This window comes from Vannielia sp. ABF1_015, from assembly GCF_056160745.1.
Map to the genome: position 1 here is coordinate 1785674 of NZ_JBSWXT010000001.1, position 20145 is coordinate 1805818.

The 20145-nt window shown below is 66.2% G+C and carries 20 protein-coding genes; 9 read left to right on the forward strand and 11 right to left on the reverse strand.

The window, feature by feature from the left end; genetic code table 11:
• Nucleotides 1–17: 17 nt before the first annotated feature.
• Nucleotides 18–473, forward strand: coding sequence for a methylated-DNA--[protein]-cysteine S-methyltransferase (locus ACXAG6_RS08985; RefSeq protein WP_475337092.1), 456 nt, complete (start codon nt 18–20; stop codon nt 471–473).
• Nucleotides 474–580: 107 nt separating this feature from the next.
• Here the strand turns inward: ACXAG6_RS08985 and ACXAG6_RS08990 are convergent, their stop codons facing one another.
• From ACXAG6_RS08990 to fsa, 4 genes are all read right to left on the reverse strand, one after another.
• A complete protein-coding gene (locus tag ACXAG6_RS08990; RefSeq protein ID WP_475337093.1) occupies nt 581–1270 on the reverse strand; it encodes a CDP-alcohol phosphatidyltransferase family protein in 690 nt (229 codons plus the stop codon).
• A gap of 100 nt (nt 1271–1370) precedes the next feature.
• The gene (locus ACXAG6_RS08995; RefSeq protein WP_475337095.1) at nt 1371–2306 is read right to left on the reverse strand and encodes a tyrosine recombinase XerC; all 936 of its coding nucleotides are present in this window, start codon (nt 2304–2306) and stop codon (nt 1371–1373) included.
• Entirely contained in the window at nt 2303–3010 is a 708-nt protein-coding gene (locus ACXAG6_RS09000; protein WP_475337096.1) for a DUF484 family protein, read from the reverse strand. Before ACXAG6_RS09000 ends, ACXAG6_RS08995 begins: the two co-directional genes overlap by 4 nt.
• Nucleotides 3011–3272: 262 nt before the next feature.
• On the reverse strand, nt 3273–3926 hold the full coding sequence (gene fsa, locus ACXAG6_RS09005; RefSeq protein WP_140013584.1) for a fructose-6-phosphate aldolase: 654 nt from the start codon (nt 3924–3926) through the stop codon (nt 3273–3275).
• Nucleotides 3927–4008: 82 nt separating this feature from the next.
• On the opposite strand from fsa, the gene ACXAG6_RS09010 reads away from it, so the two are divergent.
• Complete coding sequence (locus ACXAG6_RS09010) at nt 4009–6219, forward strand: primosomal protein N' (RefSeq protein WP_475337097.1); 2211 nt, start codon at nt 4009–4011, stop codon at nt 6217–6219.
• 48 nt (nt 6220–6267) lie between these two features.
• Here the strand turns inward: ACXAG6_RS09010 and ACXAG6_RS09015 are convergent, their stop codons facing one another.
• Entirely contained in the window at nt 6268–6963 is a 696-nt protein-coding gene (locus ACXAG6_RS09015; RefSeq protein ID WP_475337098.1) for an endonuclease/exonuclease/phosphatase family protein, read from the reverse strand.
• A 45-nt stretch (nt 6964–7008) separates the two neighbouring features.
• Between ACXAG6_RS09015 and ACXAG6_RS09020 the strand changes: the two genes are divergently transcribed.
• The gene (locus ACXAG6_RS09020; protein ID WP_140013587.1) at nt 7009–7635 is read left to right on the forward strand and encodes a DUF2238 domain-containing protein; all 627 of its coding nucleotides are present in this window, start codon (nt 7009–7011) and stop codon (nt 7633–7635) included.
• Nucleotides 7636–7641: 6 nt separating this feature from the next.
• Here the strand turns inward: ACXAG6_RS09020 and ACXAG6_RS09025 are convergent, their stop codons facing one another.
• Nucleotides 7642–8100, reverse strand: coding sequence for an Lrp/AsnC family transcriptional regulator (locus tag ACXAG6_RS09025; RefSeq protein WP_475337099.1), 459 nt, complete (start codon nt 8098–8100; stop codon nt 7642–7644).
• Between the two features lie 129 nt (nt 8101–8229).
• Between ACXAG6_RS09025 and hppD the strand changes: the two genes are divergently transcribed.
• Nucleotides 8230–9333, forward strand: coding sequence for a 4-hydroxyphenylpyruvate dioxygenase (gene hppD, locus ACXAG6_RS09030; protein WP_475337100.1), 1104 nt, complete (start codon nt 8230–8232; stop codon nt 9331–9333).
• 86 nt (nt 9334–9419) lie between these two features.
• Here hppD and kdsA read toward each other — a convergent pair whose 3' ends face one another.
• The 3 genes from kdsA to ACXAG6_RS09045 form a co-directional block, all read right to left on the reverse strand.
• Nucleotides 9420–10238, reverse strand: a complete 819-nt coding sequence (kdsA, locus tag ACXAG6_RS09035; RefSeq protein ID WP_475337101.1) for a 3-deoxy-8-phosphooctulonate synthase — start codon at nt 10236–10238, stop codon at nt 9420–9422.
• 149 nt (nt 10239–10387) lie between these two features.
• On the reverse strand, nt 10388–13546 hold the full coding sequence (locus ACXAG6_RS09040) for a hypothetical protein (protein ID WP_475337102.1): 3159 nt from the start codon (nt 13544–13546) through the stop codon (nt 10388–10390).
• 238 nt (nt 13547–13784) lie between these two features.
• Complete coding sequence (locus ACXAG6_RS09045; protein ID WP_475337104.1) at nt 13785–15065, reverse strand: O-acetylhomoserine aminocarboxypropyltransferase/cysteine synthase family protein; 1281 nt, start codon at nt 15063–15065, stop codon at nt 13785–13787.
• A 250-nt stretch (nt 15066–15315) separates the two neighbouring features.
• Between ACXAG6_RS09045 and ACXAG6_RS09050 the strand changes: the two genes are divergently transcribed.
• Nucleotides 15316–15654 (forward strand): hypothetical protein, encoded by a 339-nt coding sequence (locus ACXAG6_RS09050; RefSeq protein WP_475337105.1) that lies wholly within the window; start codon nt 15316–15318, stop codon nt 15652–15654.
• An 11-nt stretch (nt 15655–15665) separates the two neighbouring features.
• Here the strand turns inward: ACXAG6_RS09050 and ACXAG6_RS09055 are convergent, their stop codons facing one another.
• Entirely contained in the window at nt 15666–16184 is a 519-nt protein-coding gene (locus ACXAG6_RS09055; RefSeq protein ID WP_475337106.1) for a DUF2239 family protein, read from the reverse strand.
• Between the two features lie 60 nt (nt 16185–16244).
• Between ACXAG6_RS09055 and ACXAG6_RS09060 the strand changes: the two genes are divergently transcribed.
• Nucleotides 16245–16562, forward strand: coding sequence for a GIY-YIG nuclease family protein (locus ACXAG6_RS09060; protein ID WP_475337108.1), 318 nt, complete (start codon nt 16245–16247; stop codon nt 16560–16562).
• Between the two features lie 37 nt (nt 16563–16599).
• On the opposite strand, the gene ACXAG6_RS09065 is transcribed toward ACXAG6_RS09060, so the two are convergent.
• Nucleotides 16600–17607 (reverse strand): hypothetical protein, encoded by a 1008-nt coding sequence (locus ACXAG6_RS09065; RefSeq protein ID WP_475337109.1) that lies wholly within the window; start codon nt 17605–17607, stop codon nt 16600–16602.
• Nucleotides 17608–17694: 87 nt separating this feature from the next.
• On the opposite strand from ACXAG6_RS09065, the gene ACXAG6_RS09070 reads away from it, so the two are divergent.
• The 3 genes from ACXAG6_RS09070 to ACXAG6_RS09080 all read left to right on the forward strand — a co-directional run bounded on the left by ACXAG6_RS09070 (nt 17695) and on the right by ACXAG6_RS09080 (nt 20026).
• Nucleotides 17695–18114 carry a hypothetical protein gene (locus tag ACXAG6_RS09070; RefSeq protein WP_140013597.1) on the forward strand — a complete coding sequence of 140 codons (420 nt, stop codon included), beginning with the start codon at nt 17695–17697 and terminating at the stop codon, nt 18112–18114.
• A gap of 66 nt (nt 18115–18180) precedes the next feature.
• Nucleotides 18181–18624: a VOC family protein gene (locus tag ACXAG6_RS09075; RefSeq protein WP_140013598.1), complete on the forward strand. Its 444-nt coding sequence runs from the start codon at nt 18181–18183 to the stop codon at nt 18622–18624.
• Between the two features lie 7 nt (nt 18625–18631).
• Nucleotides 18632–20026, forward strand: a complete 1395-nt coding sequence (locus tag ACXAG6_RS09080; protein ID WP_475337111.1) for a coniferyl aldehyde dehydrogenase — start codon at nt 18632–18634, stop codon at nt 20024–20026.
• Nucleotides 20027–20145: the final 119 nt, after the last annotated feature.

Here is a 20145-nt window from a genome sequence, read left to right on the forward strand (position 1 = left end):
GGGCACAGGGCCTCTGATTGACCTCTCTCGCTATCTCCACCCCCGTCGGCCGCATTGTGCTGACCGAGGAGGGCGGGGCGATTACCCGGGTGACGTGGAGCGATGAGGCGGCGGGCGAGGGCTCGCCGCTTTTGCGTGAGGCGGCGCGGCAGATCGAGGGCTATTTCGCAGGGGAGCGGGAGGTGTTTGACCTGCCGCTGAGGGTCGAGGCCCCTGACTTGGTAAAGAAAGTTTGCGCACAGATGTGCGAGATCCCCTTTGGTGAAACCACAACCTACGGCGCGATCTCGAAAGCGCTCGGCGTTCCCGCCCAAGCCATCGGCGGGGCCTGCGGGGCCAATCCGATTCCGCTGGTCATCCCCTGCCATCGGGTGCTGGGGGCCAGTGGCCTAGGAGGCTTCTCGGGCGGCGTGGGCGTGGAAACCAAGGTGGCGCTGCTCAAGCACGAGGGCGCGGCGAGCCTGTTGATCTAGCGGCGGAGCATCTGCATGGGGCGTCTCCCGGGTCGATCACGTTCGCCCTCAAGGTAGCGCATTTGCCTGCCCCTTGCAGCCCGGCGCGCGGCACATTCCCGTGAGGCTCAGCGCTGGGGGATGACCTGTTGAAGAATGCCCGCGAAGGTGAGGTAGAGCGTTGTCAGCCCGAGCGACCATGAGAGCCATGGCAGTTGCTCGAAGCTCTGCCACGCCGCGATGACAGCAAGGATGACCCAGATCGTCGCAATCGGCAGCGTGATGTTGCGCCAGCGCTTGGTGCGCGTCGGGTGGACGAACTTCAGCGGCAGGAACATGGCGGCGGCCAGCACGATGCAGGTGAGCACGGTGATCCACGGCGCGGGCTGCATCGCCATCAGCACCAGCACCGCGAGGTTCCAGCAGCCCGGGAAGCCGCGAAAGCTCTTGTCGGTCAGCTTCATCCGCGTGTCGGAGAAGTAGAGCACCGAGGAAAAGCAGATGCCGAGCGCACAGAGGGCCGCCCAAGGGTTGGGCAGCAGGCCCGAGCCGTAGAGCGCGAAGGCGGGGATGAACACGTAGGTCAGAAAGTCGATGATCAGGTCGAGCAGGGTGCCGTCGATGATCGGCGCATGCAGGGTGACGTCATACTTGCGCGCCAGTGGGCCATCTATGCCATCCACGGCGAAGGCGGCGAGCAGCCAGAGGAACATCACCGGCCAGTCGCCTTGCACGGCGGCAAGCATGGCCAGCATCGCAAGTGCTGCCCCGGTGGCGGTGAAGAGGTGGACCCCATAGGCCTTGAACTGATCCGACATGGGGCGAAGGGTTACCGGGCCGGGGCGGGCGCGGCAAGGAAATAGCATGCTGCACTGCGCAAACCGGCGCGGGCAGGCTCGGGGGTGCGGTGCAGTTGCATCAGGCGCGCTTGCGGCCCTGCGGATGGGCGCGGTCATAGACCTGCATCAGCCGGGCGCTGTCCACCGCGGTGTAGGCCTGCGTGGTTGAAAGCGAGGCATGGCCGAGCAACTCCTGAATCGTGCGCAGGTCGCCGCCCGCTTCCAGCAGATGGGTGGCAAAGCTGTGGCGCAGGGCGTGGGGGGTGCACGTGGCGGGCAGGCCAAGCTGCATCCGGGCGGCCTCTGTCACCCGGGCCACGGCGCGGGGGCCAAGCGCCCCGCCACGCACGCCGCGAAACAGCGGCTCGGTCGCGCCTAGCTCATGCGGGCACTCGCGGCGATAGTCTTCCACGGCGGCGCGGGCCACCGGCAGCACCGGCACTAGACGCTCCCGGCCACCCTTGCCGGTGATCCGCAGCACCTCGGCCAGCGGCGCATCCGCCCCGCGCAGCCCCAACGCCTCGGAAATCCGCAAGCCGCAGCCATAGAGCAGCGTCACCACCGCCACATCGCGGGCGGCAACCCAAGGGTCGGGGTGTTGCAGGGAGACGGTGTCGATCAGGTCGCGGGCCGCACCGCGCGCAACGGGGCGGGGCAGCTTGCGTTGATACTTCGGCGCCCGCACCGAGAGCGGTGCCGAAAGCTCCAGCCCCTCGCGTTCGGCCAGCCAGCCCAGAAAGCCCTTCACCGCCGAGAGCCGCCGCGCCAGCGAGCGTGCGCCCAGCCCGGTGCCGCGTTCATGGGCCATCCAGGCCCGCATATCGGTGAGCGTGAGGTCGGCCATCCGCGCCACGCCAAGCCCCTCGCCGCCGAGGTGGCCGGGGAGGAAGGCGAGGAAGGCCGCAACATCCTGCTGATAGGCGGTCAGCGTGTTTTCGGCGCGCCCGTCGAGCGCCCGCAGCTGCGAAAGCCACAGCTCCAGCGCGCCAGCCAGCGCCGGAGGCAGCAAGCTCATCCCAGAAAGCGCCGCATCTGGCGCTCGAAGACGCCGGCGAAGAAGCCCAGCAGGTCGGTGCCCTGGCTCGGGCGGAACTGGTGCGGATCTTCAGCCCCCATCACCAGCAGGCCGGGCAGGCGCCCTGCGCCGAAGTCGAGCTTCAGGCAGGCCTCGGAGTGGATATCGGGCGCGGCGGCACCGTAGATCACCGAAAACTGCGGCCGGGTCTGGCGCAGCGTCACCTGCCGCACCGGCTTGTCGCGGCCCATGGTGAGGTAGTCGTTCACGAAGCCCGGGGGGGCCACATGCAGCACGTCGCCCAGCTTTTGTACGGCAGGGTCTTCGCCCTCCTGCACGCTTTCCAGCACGAGGCGCAGGCAATCGACCCGCAAAGTATTAGCCACCTCGCCGCCGAGGTTGCGCAGGAACTCTTCAAACTCCATCGGCTCCAGCATGGAGAGCACCGCGCGGTGCACCTGATTGGTGCCGGCGAGGTTTTCATAAGCGGCGGCGATGACCGAGCGGTGGGTATCTTCCAGCCGGTCCAGCCGCGCCTCCAGCCGCTCCATCGCGATGCCGCGCAGATCGACGATATTGCCGCCCAGTGCCTTCTCGTTGGCCGCGATCAGCGCATGCATGATGTCGCGATCCTCAAGGATCATATCGGGTTCGGAAATGATCATGGACCGCAGCCCGATCAGCTGCTCCGCTGCTTCGCTCATATCTGCCTCTCGATCCGTCATGGGTGCATTATAGCCCATGCGTGGTTTTTGGTTGCCTCTTTTGTTTCAAACCGAAGCGCGGGCGGGCAAGGGTTTTGTCGGTGAGGCGGGGGGAGCGGCTTTGAGGGTGGCGCTTGAGTCACAGGGCAAGCGTGGGGGTTTCACACCCCCACACCCCCGTGGGAGTATTTGCAGCAAGAAAATGGGGCAGGGACAATTTTAGACGAATTGTCTAGGCAAATTGCCCCTGTGCCCGGGTCTGTCAGACGATCTTGATGTTGGCCTCGGCGGCATCTTTGACGAACTGGGCGAGGCCCTTGTCGGTGAGCACGTGGTTGGCCATGGCCTTGATCACGCCCGGAGGTGCGGTGGCCACGTCGGCGCCGATCAGGGCGGCGTCTTTCATGTGGTTGGCCGAGCGGATCGAGGCGGCGAGGATCTGGGTGGAGAAGGCGTAGTTGTCATAGATCGTGCGGATGTCGCCGATCAGCTCCATGCCGTCGAGGTTGAGGTCATCCAGCCGCCCGATGAAGGGCGAGATGAAGGTGGCCCCGGCCTTGGCAGCCAGCAGCGCCTGATTGGCCGAGAAGCAGAGGGTGACGTTGACCATTGTGCCCGCGTCGGAGAGCGCCTTGCAGGTTTTCAGCCCGGCCCATGTGAGCGGCACTTTCACCGCGATGTTCTCGGCGATGCCGGCGAGCTTCTTGCCCTCTTCGAGCATGGTTTCGGCGTCGGTGGCGACCACCTCGGCAGAGACCGGGCCATCGACGAGGTCGCAGATTTCCTTGGTGACTTCGAGGATGTCGCGGCCCGACTTGAGGATCAGCGAGGGGTTGGTGGTGACGCCGTCGACCATGCCAAGGTCGTTCAGCTCGGCGATGGCGTCGATCTCGGCGGTATCTACGAAAAATTTCATGGGCGGCCTCCTCGGGCAGACTTGCGGTTGCGCTTCTCATACCGCAGGACAGGGGGCACTGAAACCCGGATAAGGTGGAAATGTGAGCGCTAACGCCACATCGCAGGGATGCCATTTTGCTGAGGGCGAGCCGGTTGCGGTGCTGACCACCCAGCCGCTGGGCGGCACGCTGGACTATGCCGCGCCCGCGGGCGGCGTGGCCGAAGGAGCCTTCGTGGTGGTGCCGCTGGGGCCGCGCCGGGTGATGGGCGTGGTCTGGGGGCCGGGCGAGGGCGGGTTTGACCGCGCCAAGCTGCGCCGCGTGGGCGAGGTGCTGGATGTGGCCCCGATGGGCGCGGGGATGCGCGAATTCCTGACCCGCGCCGGGGCCTACACGCTGACCGACATGCACCAGATGCTGCGCATGGCCACCCGTGCGCCCGGCCTCGCCACGCCGCCGGGGATGCGCAAGGTCTATCGGCCCGGGCAGGGCGAGGTGGACCGGATGACGCCTGCCCGCGAGCGGGTGCTGGCGGTGCTGGAAGAGCATGGCGGGCTGTCCTTTACCCTCGGCGAATTGGCGGAGATCGCGGGTGTCTCGACCGGCGTGGTGAAGGGGCTGGTGAAGCTGGGCGCGGTGAGCGAGGAACTGGCCCCGCGCGATGTGCCCTATCCGGCGCTGGACCCGGGCTATGGCGGCAAGGCGCTGAATGCAGAGCAGGCCGAGGCCGCCACGGCGCTGCGGGCGGGCGTCGCCTCGCGGAAGTATGGCACCACGCTGCTGAAGGGGGTCACCGGCTCTGGCAAGACGGAGGTCTATCTGGAGGCGGTGGCGGAGTGCCTCAGCCAAGGGCGGCAGGCGCTGGTGCTGCTGCCGGAAATCGCGCTGACGCAGGAGTTTTTGGCCCGGGTCGAAGCGCGGTTTGGCGCCAAGCCCGCCGAATGGCACCACGGCGTGACAGTCACCGAGCGGCGGCGCTGCTGGAAGATGGTAGGCGAGGGCGGGGCGTCGCTGGTGGTGGGCGCGCGCTCGGCGCTGTTTTTGCCGTTCCGCGAGCTGGGGCTCATCGTGATCGACGAGGAGCACGACAATTCCTACAAGCAGGAAGATGGGGTGACCTATTCGGCCCGCGACATGGGCGTGCTACGCGCCAGCATCGAGGGCGCGCAGATGGTGCTGGCCTCGGCCACGCCTTCGCTGGAAAGCTGGGCCAACGCGGAGGCCGGAAAATATGCCCGCGTTGAGCTGACATCGCGCTACGGCACGGCGGTGTTGCCGGAGATGAACGCCATCGACATGCGCACCGAGGGGTTGCCGGGCGACAAGTGGGTGTCTCCCAGCCTGCAGGGGCTGGTGCGCGACCGGATGGAGAAGGGGGAGCAGGCGCTGCTTTTTCTCAACCGGCGCGGCTATGCCCCGGTGACGATCTGCCGGGCCTGCGGGCACCAGGTGGCCTGCCCGGATTGCGATGCGCGGATGGTGGAACACCGGTTTTTGAAGCGCCTGATGTGCCACCAGTGCGGCCATACCGAGCCGGTGCCCGAGATCTGTCCGAATTGCGAGGTGGAGGGCAAGCTGGCACCGGTGGGGCCGGGGGTGGAACGGCTGGCGGAAGAGGTGAAAGAGCTATTCCCCGAGGCGCGGGTGGCGGTGCTGTCAAGCGACCTCTTTGGCTCTGCGCGGGCGCTCAAGGCGGCGGTGGAGGGCATTGCGGGCGGGGCGGCGGATATCGTTATCGGCACGCAGATGGTGGCCAAGGGGCACAACTTTCCGCTGCTGACGCTGGTGGGGGTGATCGACGCCGATCTGGGCCTTCAGGGGAGTGACCTGCGGGCGGCGGAAAAGACCTTTCAGCTGATGCGGCAGGTGGCCGGCCGTGCCGGGCGGGCCGAAGCGCCGGGGCTGGCGGTGCTGCAAAGCTACCAGCCCGAGCATCCGGTGATCCGGGCGATCCTGAGCGGGGATGAAGAGGCCTTCTGGCGCGCCGAGGCGGAGGAGCGCAAGGCGGCGGGCGTGCCGCCCTATGGCAGGCTGGTGGGCATCGTGCTGAGCTCACCGGAGCTGGAGGATGTGAATGCGCTGGGCATGGCGATGGCGCGGCGGGCGGAGCCGCTGCGGGCGATCGGGGCGCAGGTGTTTGGCCCCGCGCCCGCGCCGATTGCGCGGATCCGGGGGCGGCATCGGGTGCGGCTGCTGATCAAGGCCGAGAAGACCGCGCCGGTGCAGGGCGCGGTGACGGCCTGGCTGGCGCAGTTCGACTGGCCGAACCGGGTGCGCGTGCAGGTGGATGTGGATCCGCTGAGCTTTTTCTGAAGGCGGCTGCGCGGGCCTTTTCGCTGCGCTCATCGGGGGAGCGGGCGGCTACCCGGCGGGGATGATGTCTGCCCAGATCGGCAGATGGTCGGAGGCGCGGCGGGCCAGCGGGCTATCATTCACCCCCGCATCCTGCAGCGCCAGATCATGCGAAAGGGCCACCCGGTCCAGCGCTGCCATCGGGCGGCGCGTGGGAAAGCTGCGGCCCGGGGCATGCGCCTGATAGGCCCCATCAAGCGGCTCCAGCCCGCGATTGAGCCGCCACTCGTTGAAATCGCCGGTGATCACCGTCGGAAGGGGCGGCAGGGCGGCGAGCCGCTCGCGCAATTGCGCCAATTGGGCGCGGCGGTAGCGGCGCAGCAGGCCGAGGTGCACGCCAACGATGCGCAGCGCGTCCAGATCCACCGCCACGGCCCCGCGCGGCTCCAGCCCGGGCAGCTCGATACGGCGCGGTGCGCCATGGGCCATACCCTTGCGTAGCAGGATCGCGTTGCCATGCCAGCCGATGGACACCGGCGAGGCGGCAAGGCGCACCAGCTCAAAATCGCTCTCGGCCTCCACCATCGCCGGGGGCAGGGCGGCCGGGCGCGCGCCAAGGCGCAGATCGGCCTCTTGCAGCGCCACCACATCGGCCCCGAGCGCGCCGATTACATCGAGCACGCGGGCCGGATCGCGGCGCCCGTCGGTGCCCCGGCATTTGCGAAGGTTGTAGCTGGCAACCCGAATGGGCGATGATGTGGCCATGCTATATATGTCGGTATCGCGGGGCGCGGTGCCAAGGGGGGCGAAATGGCGCAGGCGAGCTGGTTCACCAAGGCACTCTGGCTGATCCTTGCCGGCGCGCTGGCCGAGTCGCTCTGGGTTGGGCGCTACCAGACGGCCTTCATCGCGGTGGCGACCTTTTCACTGACGCTGGTGCCGATGGCGCTGGCGCGGCGGTTCGAGATTTACGTGCCGCCCTCCTTCATGGCGGCGCTCACCTTCTTCATCGTCGCAACGCTGTTCTTTGGCGAGGTCTGGCAGTTTTATGATAGGTTCTGGTGGTGGGATGTGCTGCTGCACGGCGGCTCGGCGGTGGGCTTCGGGCTGATCGGCTTTGTCCTTGTCTTCATCCTGTTTCAGGGAGACCGCTACGCCGCCCCGACCTGGGCAATGGCGCTGTTTGCCTTTTGCTTTGCCATGACGATCGGCGCGCTTTGGGAGGTGTTCGAATTTGCGATGGATGAGGGGTTTGGCACCAACATGCAAAAATCGGGCCTGCCGGACACCATGACAGACATCATCGTGGATGCTGTCGGCGGGTTTATCGGCGCGGGCTCGGGGGCGCTTTACCTCAAAGGGCGGGCAAGCGGGGGCCTGCCGGGGATGGTGGCGGATTTTCTGGAGCGCAATCGAAAGCGGTTCGGGCGGAAGTAACCCGGCCTAGAGCGGCAGGGGGCCGTCGGGCTTGAGCTGGGCCATGACGATCTGGCTTTGCACGCGGGCCACCGAGGCATGGGGCAGGAGCACCTCCTGCACCAGCCGATTGAGGGCTGCCAGATCGGTGCAGAAGATGCGCAGGAGGTAGTCGGCATCGCCGGTCATCACCCAGGCGCTGGTGATCTCCGGCGTTGTGGCGGCGAGCCAGGCAAAGCTTTGGGCCGCGTCTGGCGCATGGGCCGCCATATGGACCTGGATCATCGCCTGCACCCCCAGCCCAACGGCCTCCGGCTCGACCCGGGCCACATAGCCCGCGATTAGCCCGGCGGCTTCCAGCCGCTGCCGCCGTCGCCCGGCTTGGCTTGGGCTGAGCCCCAGCCTTTGCCCGAGGGCCTCCGCCGTTTGGTTGGCATCCTCTTGCAGAACGCGCAGGAGGGCTGAGTCGGCTTTATCGAGTGTCATGCGTGTTTTCCGCGTTAATATTGGGTTATGTGCGGTTTTAGCCTGGGTTGTCGGCTTTTTCCTAGCAATAACGCGCACAATCCGCCCCAAAGATACGCTAAACTTCCGAAAAGCGAACAGGAGATACCCATGGGCCCCTTCCCCCACGACGCCCCCAAGGCGACCATCAGTGATGAAAACCCCGCCGGCACCGATGGCTTTGAATTCGTCGAGTTCGCCCATCCCGACCCAGAGCATCTGCGCGAGACCTTCCGCGCCATGGGCTATACCCATGTCGCCACCCATAAGACCAAGCGCATCCAGCTTTGGCAGCAGGGCGATATCAGCTACCTGATCAATGACGAGCCGGGCACCCATGGCCGCGACTTCGTGGAAGAGCACGGCCCCTGCGCCCCCTCGATGGGCTGGCGCGTGGTCGATGCCCAGCATGCCTTTGATCACGCGGTGAAAAATGGAGCCGAGCCCTATGAAGGCCCGGGCAAAACCATGGACGTGCCCGCCATTCGCGGCATCGGTGGCTCGCTGATCTATTTCATCGAGGATTACTTCGAGACCAGCGCCTACAACGCCGAATTCGACTGGCACGACAGCGCCCACCCGATGGGCGTGGGCTTCTACTACCTCGACCACCTGACCCACAATGTCTTCAAGGGCAACATGGACAAGTGGTTCCAGTTCTACGGAAAGCTGTTCAACTTCCGCGAGATCCGCTTCTTCGACATTGAGGGCAAGTTCACCGGGTTGTTCTCCCGCGCGCTCACCAGCCCCTGCGGGCGCATCCGCATTCCGATCAACGAAGACCGGGGCGAGACCGGGCAGATCGTGGCCTATCTGAAAAAGTACAATGGCGAGGGCATTCAGCACATCGCGGTGGGGGCGCGCGACATCTATGAGGCGACCGATCAGATTGCCGAGATGGGCGTCAAGTTCATGCCCGGCCCGCCCGAGACCTATTACAAGATGTCGAAGGACCGTGTGCAGGGCCACGACGAGCCGCTGGACCGGATGATGAAGCACGGCATTCTGATTGACGGCGAGGGCGTGGTGGATGGCGGCGAAACCCGCATCCTGCTGCAGATCTTCTCGAAAACGGTGATCGGCCCGATCTTCTTTGAGTTCATCCAGCGCAAGGGCGATGACGGCTTTGGCGAGGGCAACTTCAAAGCGCTGTTCGAGAGCATCGAGCAGGAGCAGATCGACAGCGGCGAATTGAAGCCGGAGGATGCGGCCTGACGGGCGGGCTCTTCAAGGCCCTCTGGCCTTTCATCGCCCGGACGGGCCGCGAAGACGCCTCGGAGGGCGGATGAGCGGCCCCCGCCTCAGCCCTTTGTCACATCATCCAGTGCGACCAGACGATCCAGCACGGCCGGCAAGTCTTCCAGCCGGAGCATGTTCGGCCCGTCCGAAGGGGCGTTGTCTGGGTCTTCATGCACCTCCATGAACACCGCCGCACAGCCCGCCGCTATCGCCGCTGCCGCCAGCACCGGCACATATTCGCGCTTGCCGCCCGTTGAGCCGCCCAGCCCGCCGGGTTGCTGCACCGAATGGGTGGCGTCAAATACCACCGGGTAGCCGGTTTCGGCCATAATTGGCAGGCTGCGGAAGTCGCTCACCAGCGCATTGTAGCCAAAGCTGGTGCCGCGCTCGCAGAGCATGATCCGCTCGTTCCCCGTGCTGGCGATCTTCTCGGCCACATTGCCCATGTCCCAGGGTGCGAGGAACTGACCCTTTTTCACGTTCACCGCGCAGCCGGTCTCGCCTGCGGCGAGCAGCAGGTCTGTCTGGCGGCAGAGGAAGGCGGGAATTTGCAGGATGTCCACAACCTCGCCCGCGCGTTTGGCCTGCGCCACGTCATGCACATCTGTCACCACGGGGCAGCCGAACTCTTCGCGCACGGTAGCGAGCACATCCAGCCCCTTCTCGATGCCGAGGCCGCGCTTGCCCGAAAGCGAGGTGCGGTTGGCCTTGTCGTAGCTGGCCTTGAAGATGAAGGGCACGCCGCGCGCCTCCGCCGCCTTGCCGATCTTCTCGGCCAGCATCCGCGCGTGATCGAGGCTCTCCAGTTGGCACGGGCCCGCCAGCAGCGCAAAGCGCCGGTCATTTGCGATTGTAACGCTGCCAACCTCTACCGATTTCATGCTGTCTCTCCCGATGCCAGTCCGGCGCAGAGGAACACCGCCCGCGCGGCGATGTCAAACCGCCAGCAGGCGCGCGTGCGGCGGGCCGTGGCGTGGTGGTGGGGCGGTGGCCCGATGATATGGGGCCGGGGGCTTGGGTGGTTGGCCGGTCAGCCGCTCGGCATCGACAGGGTGATGTTGCGGCCACGTTTGACGTAGCGCAGCTCGCTCTTGCCGATGGCAGCCACTTTGCCGCCGTCCAGCCTGTCACCCGGCTTCACCTTCACCAGCCGACCCGAGGGCAGGCGCACGAGGGCGCGGCGCTGCGAGGGCGAGCCGAAGACGCCGATCAGGTTGACGTCGCGCAGCTTGATCGCGTTGCGGTTGGTTGCGGCCTTGGCGACCGAGGCGCTGGAGGGCGCGCTGGGGCGCACCTTTTGATTGCGCGGCAGGGCCACTGCGGCGGTGGCTGTCGTCTCTTTTTGTTTCTGGGCGGCTGCAGCCTGTTTGCGGGCCTCGGCGGCCTCGCGCTCGGCGCGTTTGCGGGCGGCAGCAACCTTGCGCTCGAAGCCGCGGGGTTTGGCGGCAGGGGTGCGCGAGGAGGCAACGGCAAGGCGCGAGGCATTGCGCAACTCGGCCTCGGCGCGGGCCTTGGCCTCCGCCTGCGCGCGCTCTTCATCCTGCTGCAACTCCGCGGCCTCTTCGGCGCTGTCGCGCACGGCCTCTTCAATGGCGGCCTGACGCGCGGCCTCGGCCTCGTCCTGCACCGATTGCGGGCGTTTCTTGGGGCGCAGACCGGCCAGCTCGGCGCGGGTGCGCCCGCCCAATTCGGCCTTCTCGTTCTCTTCAACGATCCCCTCGGGCCGGGCACGGGGCCGCAGGCCGGCTAGGCGATTGTCGGCCTCGGAGGCGGTGTCATCAGCGGTTGCGGCCTCGGCCTCTTCGCGGGTGCGGGCGCGGGGCACCACATGTGGGCGCCCGGCATAGAGCGTGATGCCCTCTGCCGTCACCACGCCCTCTTGCGTCGGGCGAATTGCGCCGTCTTCCTCAAACTCCACCACCTGCCCCGGGGGCACTGGGGCGGGCTGGCGCGGCAGGGCCGCATCGCTGCCGCCGCCGGTATCGGCACGGGGCAGGGCTACGGCATCATGCGGGCGCACGCTTGGGTCGATCGAGGCGATGTAGATATCGTCGGTGCTCTCCTCCTCGGGGAGCGAAGCGGGCACCGGGGCCTGCTGCCAAACGCCGCTTTCGTCATAGGCGGCCTGCGCCTCTTCGGGCGACATCCGCTGCGCTGCTGCCATTTCGGGCTCGGCATCGGCCAATTCGTCCTCGGCAGAGGCGGCATCGGCGTCGACCTCGGGCAGCGGCGGGTTTTCAAACATCGGCTCGGCCAGCTGCGGCTCTTCTTCGGGCAGGGCCGAGAAGGGATCGTCCGTCAGGCTGGCCAGATCGACCGACTCGCTGGCCTCAATGTCATCCAGCGGTGCCTGCAGCGCCTCGGCCAGCTCGGCCTCGCCCTCAACGTCGGTGGTTGCGCCGCTGGTGCCGGCTTCGGAGAAGGTGATCGACCTGGTCAGCGCGCCATCATCGCCCAGCAGCGGCACGGCGGTGGCACTGGCGATCACCTGCTCGCCTTCTGCGGTGGTCTGCGCCGTGGAACCGTCATCGCTGGAAAGGAACAGCTTGGACCACAGCCCGGCCCCGCCCAGCAACAGCACCAGCGCAACGGTGAGCGCCACGGGGAAGCCCTTGCGGGGTTTGGCAGCCGCCTTGCCGCGTGCGCCAAAGATGGTCAGCTCGCCGCTTGGGGCCTCTTGCGAAACGCGCTCGGGCAGGTCTTCCGGCTCGGGGCGCGGGAGGGGGGCTGCAATGATTTCCGGCGTCAGCGCGCCGCGTTCCGCCGCAGGGCGGCTCAGGCTGGCGACCTTGTCGCGGAAGGCGGCAAAGGCGACCTTGCTGCGCGGGTTGCTGTCTTGCGGGGCGAGTTCGGCGGTGGGCGCTTCGGCGTCTTGCGCATCGGTTTGGGCGACAGGCGCTGCTTCGAGGGCCTTGGCCGCTTCGGGCGCGGGGGCTGCCGGGGCGGCTGGCGCCTTGCTGCGCTTGGGTTTTTCTGCCGGCGAGGCAGGCGCGTCGCCGCGCAAAGCGCCGCCCAGCTTGCGGGCCGGGCGTTTGGCCGCTTCATCGCGCGCACCGCCCAGCTTGGGGGCCAGCCCTTCGCTTGCCGTGGCGCGGATCGAGCTGAAAGAGGGCATCGGCACCGGCTCTTCGGCGGGCACAGCATCGGCGGCCACGGTGGGCTCGGCAGGGGTGTCCACGACCGGTTCAGCCGCATCCTGCGGCATCTCCACCTGCGCGGCCATCTCGGCTTCGGGTTCCTCCGGAGCGGAGGGTTCGGCTGCGATTTCAGTCGCCGCCTGCGGCTCATCCTCGGAAGGGTCTGCCGCCGTGGGGTCGGCAGCAAGTGTCGCTTCGGGCGCAGGAGCGGGCTCGGGCTCAACCGGCTCGGCCTCTTGCTGCGGGGCTGCGGATGCGTCTTCGAGCTTGGGCTCTTCCGCTTCGACGACATCCGCCACACTTTCCTCAGCCTCAGCCTCAGCCTCAGCCTCAGCCTCAGCCTCAGCCTCGATGCTCTCGGCGACCGGTGCATCTTCCGCCACAGGCTCAGGCGCCGCCTCTGTCGCTTCGACCTCGGGCACGAGCAGTTCGGCCTCGGGTGCTTTGGCCTCGGGCGTGCCCACTTCCGCCGCAGCGACTTGGGCCACCACCACATCTTCCGCCGCCTCTGGCTCTGCCCAGTCGCCAACCACTTCGATCGGCTCGGCCTCTGTCAGCATCGCGGGCGGGGCACCGGGGCCACGGTCTGCCGGGCCAAAGAACGGCTCTCTCAGGAAGGCCCCGCGCGGCGGCACGGCGACAAAGCCGACCGGGCCAAACCCGTATTCACGGGCGAAGGCGCGGGCTTCATCAAGGGTTTCGCGGGCGACCACGGCGATGTGCAGCGTCTCCCCGTCCGACTCCCAGTCAAACACCAGATCGGTCACCTCATAGGGCGTCGCGCCAACCAGCGCGGCGCGCACGCGCACCTCGTCGGCCAACTCATCCTTGCCGCTGGCCGGGCAGGTGGTGAAGAGGATCTGGCTGTTGGGAATGATGAGCTTGGTCGTCAGTTCCGCGCCGCCGCTGCCCTTCTCGCGCAGAGCGGCGAGATCGTCGGCCAAGCCGTCGGCGTCCAGTGACACCACACCAACCCGCCGCCAGCCGTCATCGGCCCGGCGCAGAAGCGAAATACCGTCAGGGCTGAGGTCGAGGGCGAATTGGGGCGTCATCCAAGGATTTCCAACCAAAGAGGGTGCGCCTCGGGGGCACATGAGAAACTGCTATAGTCTATACAGGCTTAACGTCAGGTTTTCAATTTTTCCCACTTTCCACGCCGCTACATTCACTGTGCCGCGAAGCCCGTTGTTGCAAAACAAAAAATCCGGCCCTCGGAGGGGCCGGATTTGTGGCAGGGCGGGGCTGACAATGTCGTGAAACTGCAAGCCCGCTCTGCGCGGTTTTCCGCCGTTAGCCGTGGGCCTTTTGCAGCGCCTGCTCCAGATCGGCGATCAGATCGTCGGCATCCTCGATCCCGATCGACAGACGCAGCACATCCGGCGCCGCGCCCGCCGCCACCTGCTGCTCTTCGGTGAGCTGGCGGTGCGTGGTGGAGGCGGAGTGGATCACGAGGCTGCGGGTGTCGCCGAGGTTGGCCACGTGGGAGAACAGTTCAAGGCTGTCCACCGCCTTCACACAGGCCTCGTAGCCGCCCTTCAGCGCAACCGTGAAGAGGCCGCCCGCGCCCTTGGGGCACACGGTTTTCACCCGGTCGGCATAGGGCGAGGAGGGCAGCCCGGCGTAGGTCACTTCCTTGACGTTCGGATTGGTCTCCAGCCAGGCCGCGACCTTCTTGGCGTTTTCGACGTGGCGCTCCATCCGAAGGCTCAGCGTCTCGATCCCCATCAAGGTGTAATGGGCGGCCTGCGGGTTCAGCGTCATCCCGAGGTCACGCAGCCCGATGGCGATGCCGTGGAAGGTGAAGGCAAGCGGGCCGAAGGTTTCGGCAAACTTGAGGCCGTGGTAGGCAGGCTCCGGCTCGCTGAGCGAGGGGAACTTGCCGCTCGCCGCCCAGTCGAACTTGCCGGAATCCACCACCACGCCGCCTGTTACCGTGCCGTTGCCGGTGAGGTATTTGGTCATCGAATGCACAACCAGCGTGGCGCCATGCTCGATCGGGCGGCAGAGGTAGGGGGTGGCCGAGGTGTTATCCACGATCAGCGGCAGGCCCGCCTTGTCGGAGATCTTGGCAATCGCCGGCAGGTCGGTGATGTAGCCGCCCGGGTTGGCGATGGACTCGCAGAAGACGGCGCGGGTGTCGTCGTCAATCGCCGCTTCCACCGCGTCGAGATCGTCGAAGTCCACAAACTTGGCTGACCAGCCGAAGCGCTTGATCGTCTGGCTGAACTGGGTGATCGAGCCGCCGTAAAGCCGGGTCGAGACCACCACGTTCAGCCCCGGTCCCATCAGCGGGAACAGCGCCATAATCTGCGCGGCATGGCCGGAGGAGCAGCACACCGCCCCCGCGCCACCTTCCAGCGTGGCAACACGCTCCTGCAGAACGGCCACCGTCGGGTTGGTCAGCCGCGAGTAGATGTAGCCGACCTCCTGAAGGTTGAAGAGCGCGGCGGCATGGTCGGCATCGCGGAACACGTAGGCGGTGCTCTGGTAGATCGGCGTCTGACGTGCGCCTGTTGCCGGATCTGGCCGTGCACCTGCGTGAATTTGAAGCGTATCGAAGCCGTGGCTCATGGATTGTCCTCCCTTGGGGCTGGTTTTGCGCGTGACCCTAGGCAAAGCGCGTGGCGGGGGCAACGCCAACACGGGGCGGCATGGTGTGAAAACGCTGCATCATCATCATGCGCGCAATCACCAGTGGCGGCCGCCACACCACCCCGGCGCAACCGCCCGCGTTTGACACGACGCCCCGATCCGGGTGACGCTACGTCACTACCATTATTCTTACGCCGTCATCGGCGGCAACGAATGTTTTTCGAAAGGTATGATGATGACAGAGTCTTTAAGGTTTTTAGGGCTACTGGGGGCAGCATCGATCCTAGCCGCCTGCTCCGACGGGACCGGCCTCGGCATTGCGCCCAAATACGGTATCGAGCGCCCGGTGAAGATTGAAAAGCTGCCCGACGGCGAGGTGACGATCGGCGCGCGCTCCTTCAAGACCCGCCGCGAACGGGCGATCTACGAGGGTGGAAAGAGCGAGGAGATCTGGGAACTGAATGCAACCGGCCAGTGGATCAAATGCTTCTCGCCTACGCCGGAAGGCTGCGAAAAGGCCTACAACATATGGCTCCGCGGCTCCGAAAGTGGCGGGGACTACGGCTAGGCCCTCACGATTCAGCCTTCACCGGCCAACCCTAGCGCGTGGGTGCGAATGTCTTCCGGCCAGCTCGCTATCGCCTTGGCAAAACCCTCGTCCGCGTAGAGTGCACGTATCGCCTCTTCAAAGCCCGGCAGGTCGCCCGCGATGGCGGTGCAAAAGCGATAGGCCGCATCGCGCCGTGCGGCCGGGTCCGGCTTGCGCATTTCGCTTTCCACCAGTCGCCGCAGCGTAGCCGAGGCTCCGCCGCGCTGGCTGGCCAGCCAATCCCAATGGCGCGGCAGCAGGGTGACCTCGCGGGGCACCACCCCCAGCTTTGGGCGGCCCCTTCCGCGCGGGGCAGGGGTGTAGCGCGCCGCCACCGCCTCCGGCCCGCCTGACAGATCAAGGTCGGTCTCCCGGCCCGTGAGGTCGGAGAAGATGAGCAGCGCGGCACCCGGCCCGTGGCCCTGCTCGGCGAGCAGGGTGGCAAGCTCTGGGCGCGGGGCGCTGGCGATGCGGGTGTGGCCGTTGAAGGCGGTATATGTCTCTTCCATGTCTCCCTATTTACACCCGGGTAAAAATATGTCAATCCGCCCCGCGAAAGAGGATATCCCATGATCGACAAACGCACCGCCCGCGCCGCCTACAAACAAACCCCGGATCGCTGGGTGATTTACGCCGCCCGCACCGGCGGCCAGTGCTGGGTGGGGGCAACGCCCAACCTGCACGCCGCCGAAAACCGGCTGAGTTTTCAGCTGAAGATGAAGAGCTGCACCGTGCCCGGCATGCAGACGGCCCATGACGGCAGCCTGACAGTGGAGGCGCTGGAAGAGCTGGACGCCACGCTTGGCCCGCTCGCCCGGCAGGACGCGGTGAAGAGCCTGCGCGCGGCTTGGGCCGAACGGCTGGGCGCGACGGCGATGACGCGGTAAGCCGCGCACCCCCGCAGGGCGCGCGCGGCGTCTCCGGCTATCGCATCCAGAGGTTCTCGCGCTTCAGCCGGTTGCGAATTGCCTGTTCCTTTCGGGGCAGGTTCTCGCGGTCAAACAGCGCCCGCGCCTTATCGCCCTTGTTCTGAAAGATCAGCCGCTTGAAGGGCTCATACTCCTTCAGCACCTTCTTGATCTTGTTCGGCGCGGCGACCTCGGCCAACGCCTCCACCGCGTGATCGCTCTCGCGGGCATAAAGCAGCGACAGCACCCGCCAATGGCAGGTCACATCGCCATCCAGCCCGTCCAGCTCCGGCCCGGGCCGCCCGCCGCCAAAGCTGTGGATCACCAGCGGCAGCGCCACCTGATCCAGCCAAGGGTCCAGCTCCTGACACGCCAGCTCGTCGGGCGCATCATCGCTGATCGCCAGCGCAAATTCCTCGAACCGCGCCCCAAAGCTCGGCCCGCAGGGGCCAAAGAACCAACCGGCGTTGAAGTACAGATACCGCTGCCAGTACTCATCCGGCTGGCTGGTATCGAGCGTGCTCTCAAACTCCAGCCCGAACTTGTCATAAAGGCTTTTCCAGATTGCCGCGTAGCCGGGGCCATAAAGCGGCACCTCCGGCCATGTGCCCTCGCGTTTCATCGAGGCGGCAGGGCGGGAGAAATCGAAGGGCAGGGCAGAGAGCGCGCCGGTGATGAGCGTGTCACTGTCAAAAAACATGAACGGCTCGCCCTCTGGCAATTCGCGCAATGCCTCGATCTTGTTGCCATAGGGGTAAGCCTCGCCAAAATGGCGGCTCTCGAAGGGCATGATCTCGGCGCCCAGTTCCTCCTCCAAGAGCCTGCGCACGGCGGCAGAGCCCATCCGCGGGTCATTGCTCCAGCGCGGCCCCGGCTGGGGCTCGGCCACGATGAGCCGGCCTTTGAAGCTCCCGTCGAAATGCCTCAGCGACGCGGCAAACAGCGCCGCCTCATACTGAAGTCTACCGTCCTGGCCTACCACGACGATGTTGAAAGGCTTTGATTTCTTGCGCGTCGCGGCCATACTGCTCCTGACCGTTATTATTGATCGGGCCTCGCATTTTCGGGGCCACTATAGCCAAAGTCCATTTGCCGAAAAGGAAAATCCCCGATGCCTTTGCGCAGCCTTGTCACACTTACGCTGCTGGCCACCGCACCGCTCACCGCGCAGGCCGAAAACTTCACCACCGCCGCCGAGGTTCGCCCGATTCTCGAGTCGATCAAGGATCAATGGATCGCCATCCGGGTGGAGGGCGATGAAGACTATGTTTTCTTCACCCCCATCGTCTCGTGGCGCTGCGGCGTGCAGGCGGTGCAATTCGGCTTCAATGATGAAGATCCGACGCGCGAGCTGGAGATGGCCGCGTGCCACACCGAATTTTCCAACCCCAATGTGATGGTGGACGGAGACCCGATCCCGCTTGTCACCGCGCCCGCCAACTCGGTGCAATCGGTGACGATCCGGATGATGTATGACGATGGCTCGCTGTCGGAATCGGTCATCACCCGCAAGCAGGTGCTCATTCCCTGACCTTTCGCCCTAGTCGCCGGGCCATCGCGCGCTATCCTCTGGTCAAACGCCATAGGAGGAGCACAGATGCGCTACGTACACACAATGATCCGGATCACCGATGTCGACGAGAGTCTCGATTTTTGGTGCACGAAGTTCGGGCTTGAAGAAATCCGCCGGACCGAAAACCCCGACGGCAAGTTCACGCTGATCTTTCTCGCCGCGCCCAAGGACAAGGAGAGCGCTGAAGAAACCCGCGCCCCAGAGCTTGAGCTGACCTACAATTGGGACAGCGACGAAAAATACGAGACCGCCCGCGCCTGGGGCCACCTCGCCTACCGGGTCGATGATATCTACGCCACCTGCCAGCAGTTGATGGACAAGGGCGTCACCATCAACCGCCCGCCGAGGGATGGCCGTATGGCATTTGTCAAATCGCCCGACAATATCTCGATCGAGCTGATTCAGGAGGGCGAGGCCCTGCCGCCGAAAGAGCCTTGGGCCTCGATGGAAAACACCGGAAGCTGGTGAGCAAAGCATGAACGCATCCCCGCCCCCCGCCGCTGCCCTCAAGGCCCTGCTCGATACCCAGCGCAGCGCCTTTCTTGCCGCGCCGGCCCCCGGCCTTGCCACCCGGCGGGCCGACCTTTCGAGGCTGGCCAAGGCGGTGAAGGGGCGGGCCGATGCGCTGGCCGCAGCAGCAGCGGAAGACTTTGGCCGCCGCGCGGTTGAGGAAACAAAGCTGCTCGACCTCGTGCCAAGCCTCAACACCATCAGCTATCTCGACCGCCACTTGCGCCGCTTCATGGCGCCCGAGCGCCGCTCGGTGCATGTGGCGCTCTGGCCCGGCAAGGCGCGGGTGCACTACCAGCCCAAGGGCGTGGTGGGCATCATCTCGCCGTGGAACTACCCGTTTCAACTGGCCCTCGCGCCGCTCGCCACCGCGATTGCGGCGGGCAACCGGGTGATGCTGAAGCCGTCCGAATTTACCCCCGCCTGCAACGCCGCCCTGCTCGCCCTGCTTGAAGATATCTTCCGCCCCGATCAGGTGGCGGTGGTTGAAGGCGGCGCCGAGGTGGGCGCGGACTTTGCCGCGCTGCCTTTCGATCATCTCTTCTTCACCGGCGGCACCGAAGTGGGCCGCAAGGTGATGCAGGCCGCCGCCGCCAATCTGACGCCGGTGACGCTGGAACTCGGCGGCAAGAGCCCCGCCGTGCTGGCCCCCGGGGCCGATCTGGAGAAGGCCACCGGCTCGATCGCCTACGCAAAGCTGGTGAACGGCGGGCAAACCTGCATCGCCCCCGATTACGCCCTCGTGCCCCGCGAGCAGGTTGATGCCTTCTGCGTGGGCATGAAGACGGCTGCAAAAGCGCTCTACCCTGATGGGCTGGCCGACTCCAACTTCACCCTCCCGATCCACAGCCGCCACGCCGACCGCCTTAAGGCACTGGCTGAAAAGGCAGAAGGGCAGGGCGCTCGCCGCCTTCCGCTGCTCGATGGCGAGAATGCGCCCGCGATGCTGCTGGATGTGACGGATGAAATGGAGGTGATGCAGGAAGAAATCTTCGGCCCCCACCTGCCCGTCATCCCCTATGACAGTATCGAAGAGGCGGTGGCCTATATCAACGCCCGCCCGCGTCCGCTCGCGCTTTACCACTTCGGCCCCGATGATGCCGCCCGCGAGGCGGTGCTGACCCGCACCACCTCGGGTGGGGTCACGGTGAACGATACGCTGCTGCACATCGCGGTGGACGACATGCCCTTCGGCGGCATCGGCGCGTCAGGGATCGGCAGCTACCACGGCCCTGAGGGCTTCCGCGCGATGAGCCACGCCAAGTCGGTCTTCACCCAGCGCACCCCCAACGGCGCCCACCTCATCCGCCCGCCCTATGGCAAATGGACAAAGCGGATCATAAAGCACTTCCTCGGCTGAACGTTTGTTCAATTTCGAGGTTGCTCCCAAAAAGATATGAGGCCTCCGGCGGGGATATTTTCCGGACCAATGAGGAGGCAGGACGCTCTGTCCTCATTGGTCCGGAAAATATCCCCGCC

Bases quoted from the DNA above. Each gene is read 5' to 3' on its own strand.
- ACXAG6_RS09025 (WP_475337099.1), bottom strand. From the start codon at position 8,100: ATGACACTCGATAAAGCCGACTCAGCCCTCCTGCGCGTTCTGCAAGAG.
- ACXAG6_RS09040 (WP_475337102.1), bottom strand. From the start codon at position 13,546: ATGACGCCCCAATTCGCCCTCGACCTCAGCCCTGACGGTATTTCGCTT.
- ACXAG6_RS09050 (WP_475337105.1), top strand. From the start codon at position 15,316: ATGATGATGACAGAGTCTTTAAGGTTTTTAGGGCTACTGGGGGCAGCA.
- kdsA (WP_475337101.1), bottom strand. From the start codon at position 10,238: ATGAAATCGGTAGAGGTTGGCAGCGTTACAATCGCAAATGACCGGCGC.
- ACXAG6_RS09020 (WP_140013587.1), top strand. From the start codon at position 7,009: ATGGCGCAGGCGAGCTGGTTCACCAAGGCACTCTGGCTGATCCTTGCC.
- ACXAG6_RS09065 (WP_475337109.1), bottom strand. From the start codon at position 17,607: ATGGCCGCGACGCGCAAGAAATCAAAGCCTTTCAACATCGTCGTGGTA.
- ACXAG6_RS09070 (WP_140013597.1), top strand. From the start codon at position 17,695: ATGCCTTTGCGCAGCCTTGTCACACTTACGCTGCTGGCCACCGCACCG.
- fsa (WP_140013584.1), bottom strand. From the start codon at position 3,926: ATGAAATTTTTCGTAGATACCGCCGAGATCGACGCCATCGCCGAGCTG.
- ACXAG6_RS09045 (WP_475337104.1), bottom strand. From the start codon at position 15,065: ATGAGCCACGGCTTCGATACGCTTCAAATTCACGCAGGTGCACGGCCA.
- hppD (WP_475337100.1), top strand. From the start codon at position 8,230: ATGGGCCCCTTCCCCCACGACGCCCCCAAGGCGACCATCAGTGATGAA.
- ACXAG6_RS09060 (WP_475337108.1), top strand. From the start codon at position 16,245: ATGATCGACAAACGCACCGCCCGCGCCGCCTACAAACAAACCCCGGAT.
- ACXAG6_RS09000 (WP_475337096.1), bottom strand. From the start codon at position 3,010: ATGAGCGAAGCAGCGGAGCAGCTGATCGGGCTGCGGTCCATGATCATT.
- ACXAG6_RS09015 (WP_475337098.1), bottom strand. From the start codon at position 6,963: ATGGCCACATCATCGCCCATTCGGGTTGCCAGCTACAACCTTCGCAAA.
- ACXAG6_RS09080 (WP_475337111.1), top strand. From the start codon at position 18,632: ATGAACGCATCCCCGCCCCCCGCCGCTGCCCTCAAGGCCCTGCTCGAT.
- ACXAG6_RS09055 (WP_475337106.1), bottom strand. From the start codon at position 16,184: ATGGAAGAGACATATACCGCCTTCAACGGCCACACCCGCATCGCCAGC.
- ACXAG6_RS09075 (WP_140013598.1), top strand. From the start codon at position 18,181: ATGCGCTACGTACACACAATGATCCGGATCACCGATGTCGACGAGAGT.
- ACXAG6_RS08995 (WP_475337095.1), bottom strand. From the start codon at position 2,306: ATGAGCTTGCTGCCTCCGGCGCTGGCTGGCGCGCTGGAGCTGTGGCTT.
- ACXAG6_RS08990 (WP_475337093.1), bottom strand. From the start codon at position 1,270: ATGTCGGATCAGTTCAAGGCCTATGGGGTCCACCTCTTCACCGCCACC.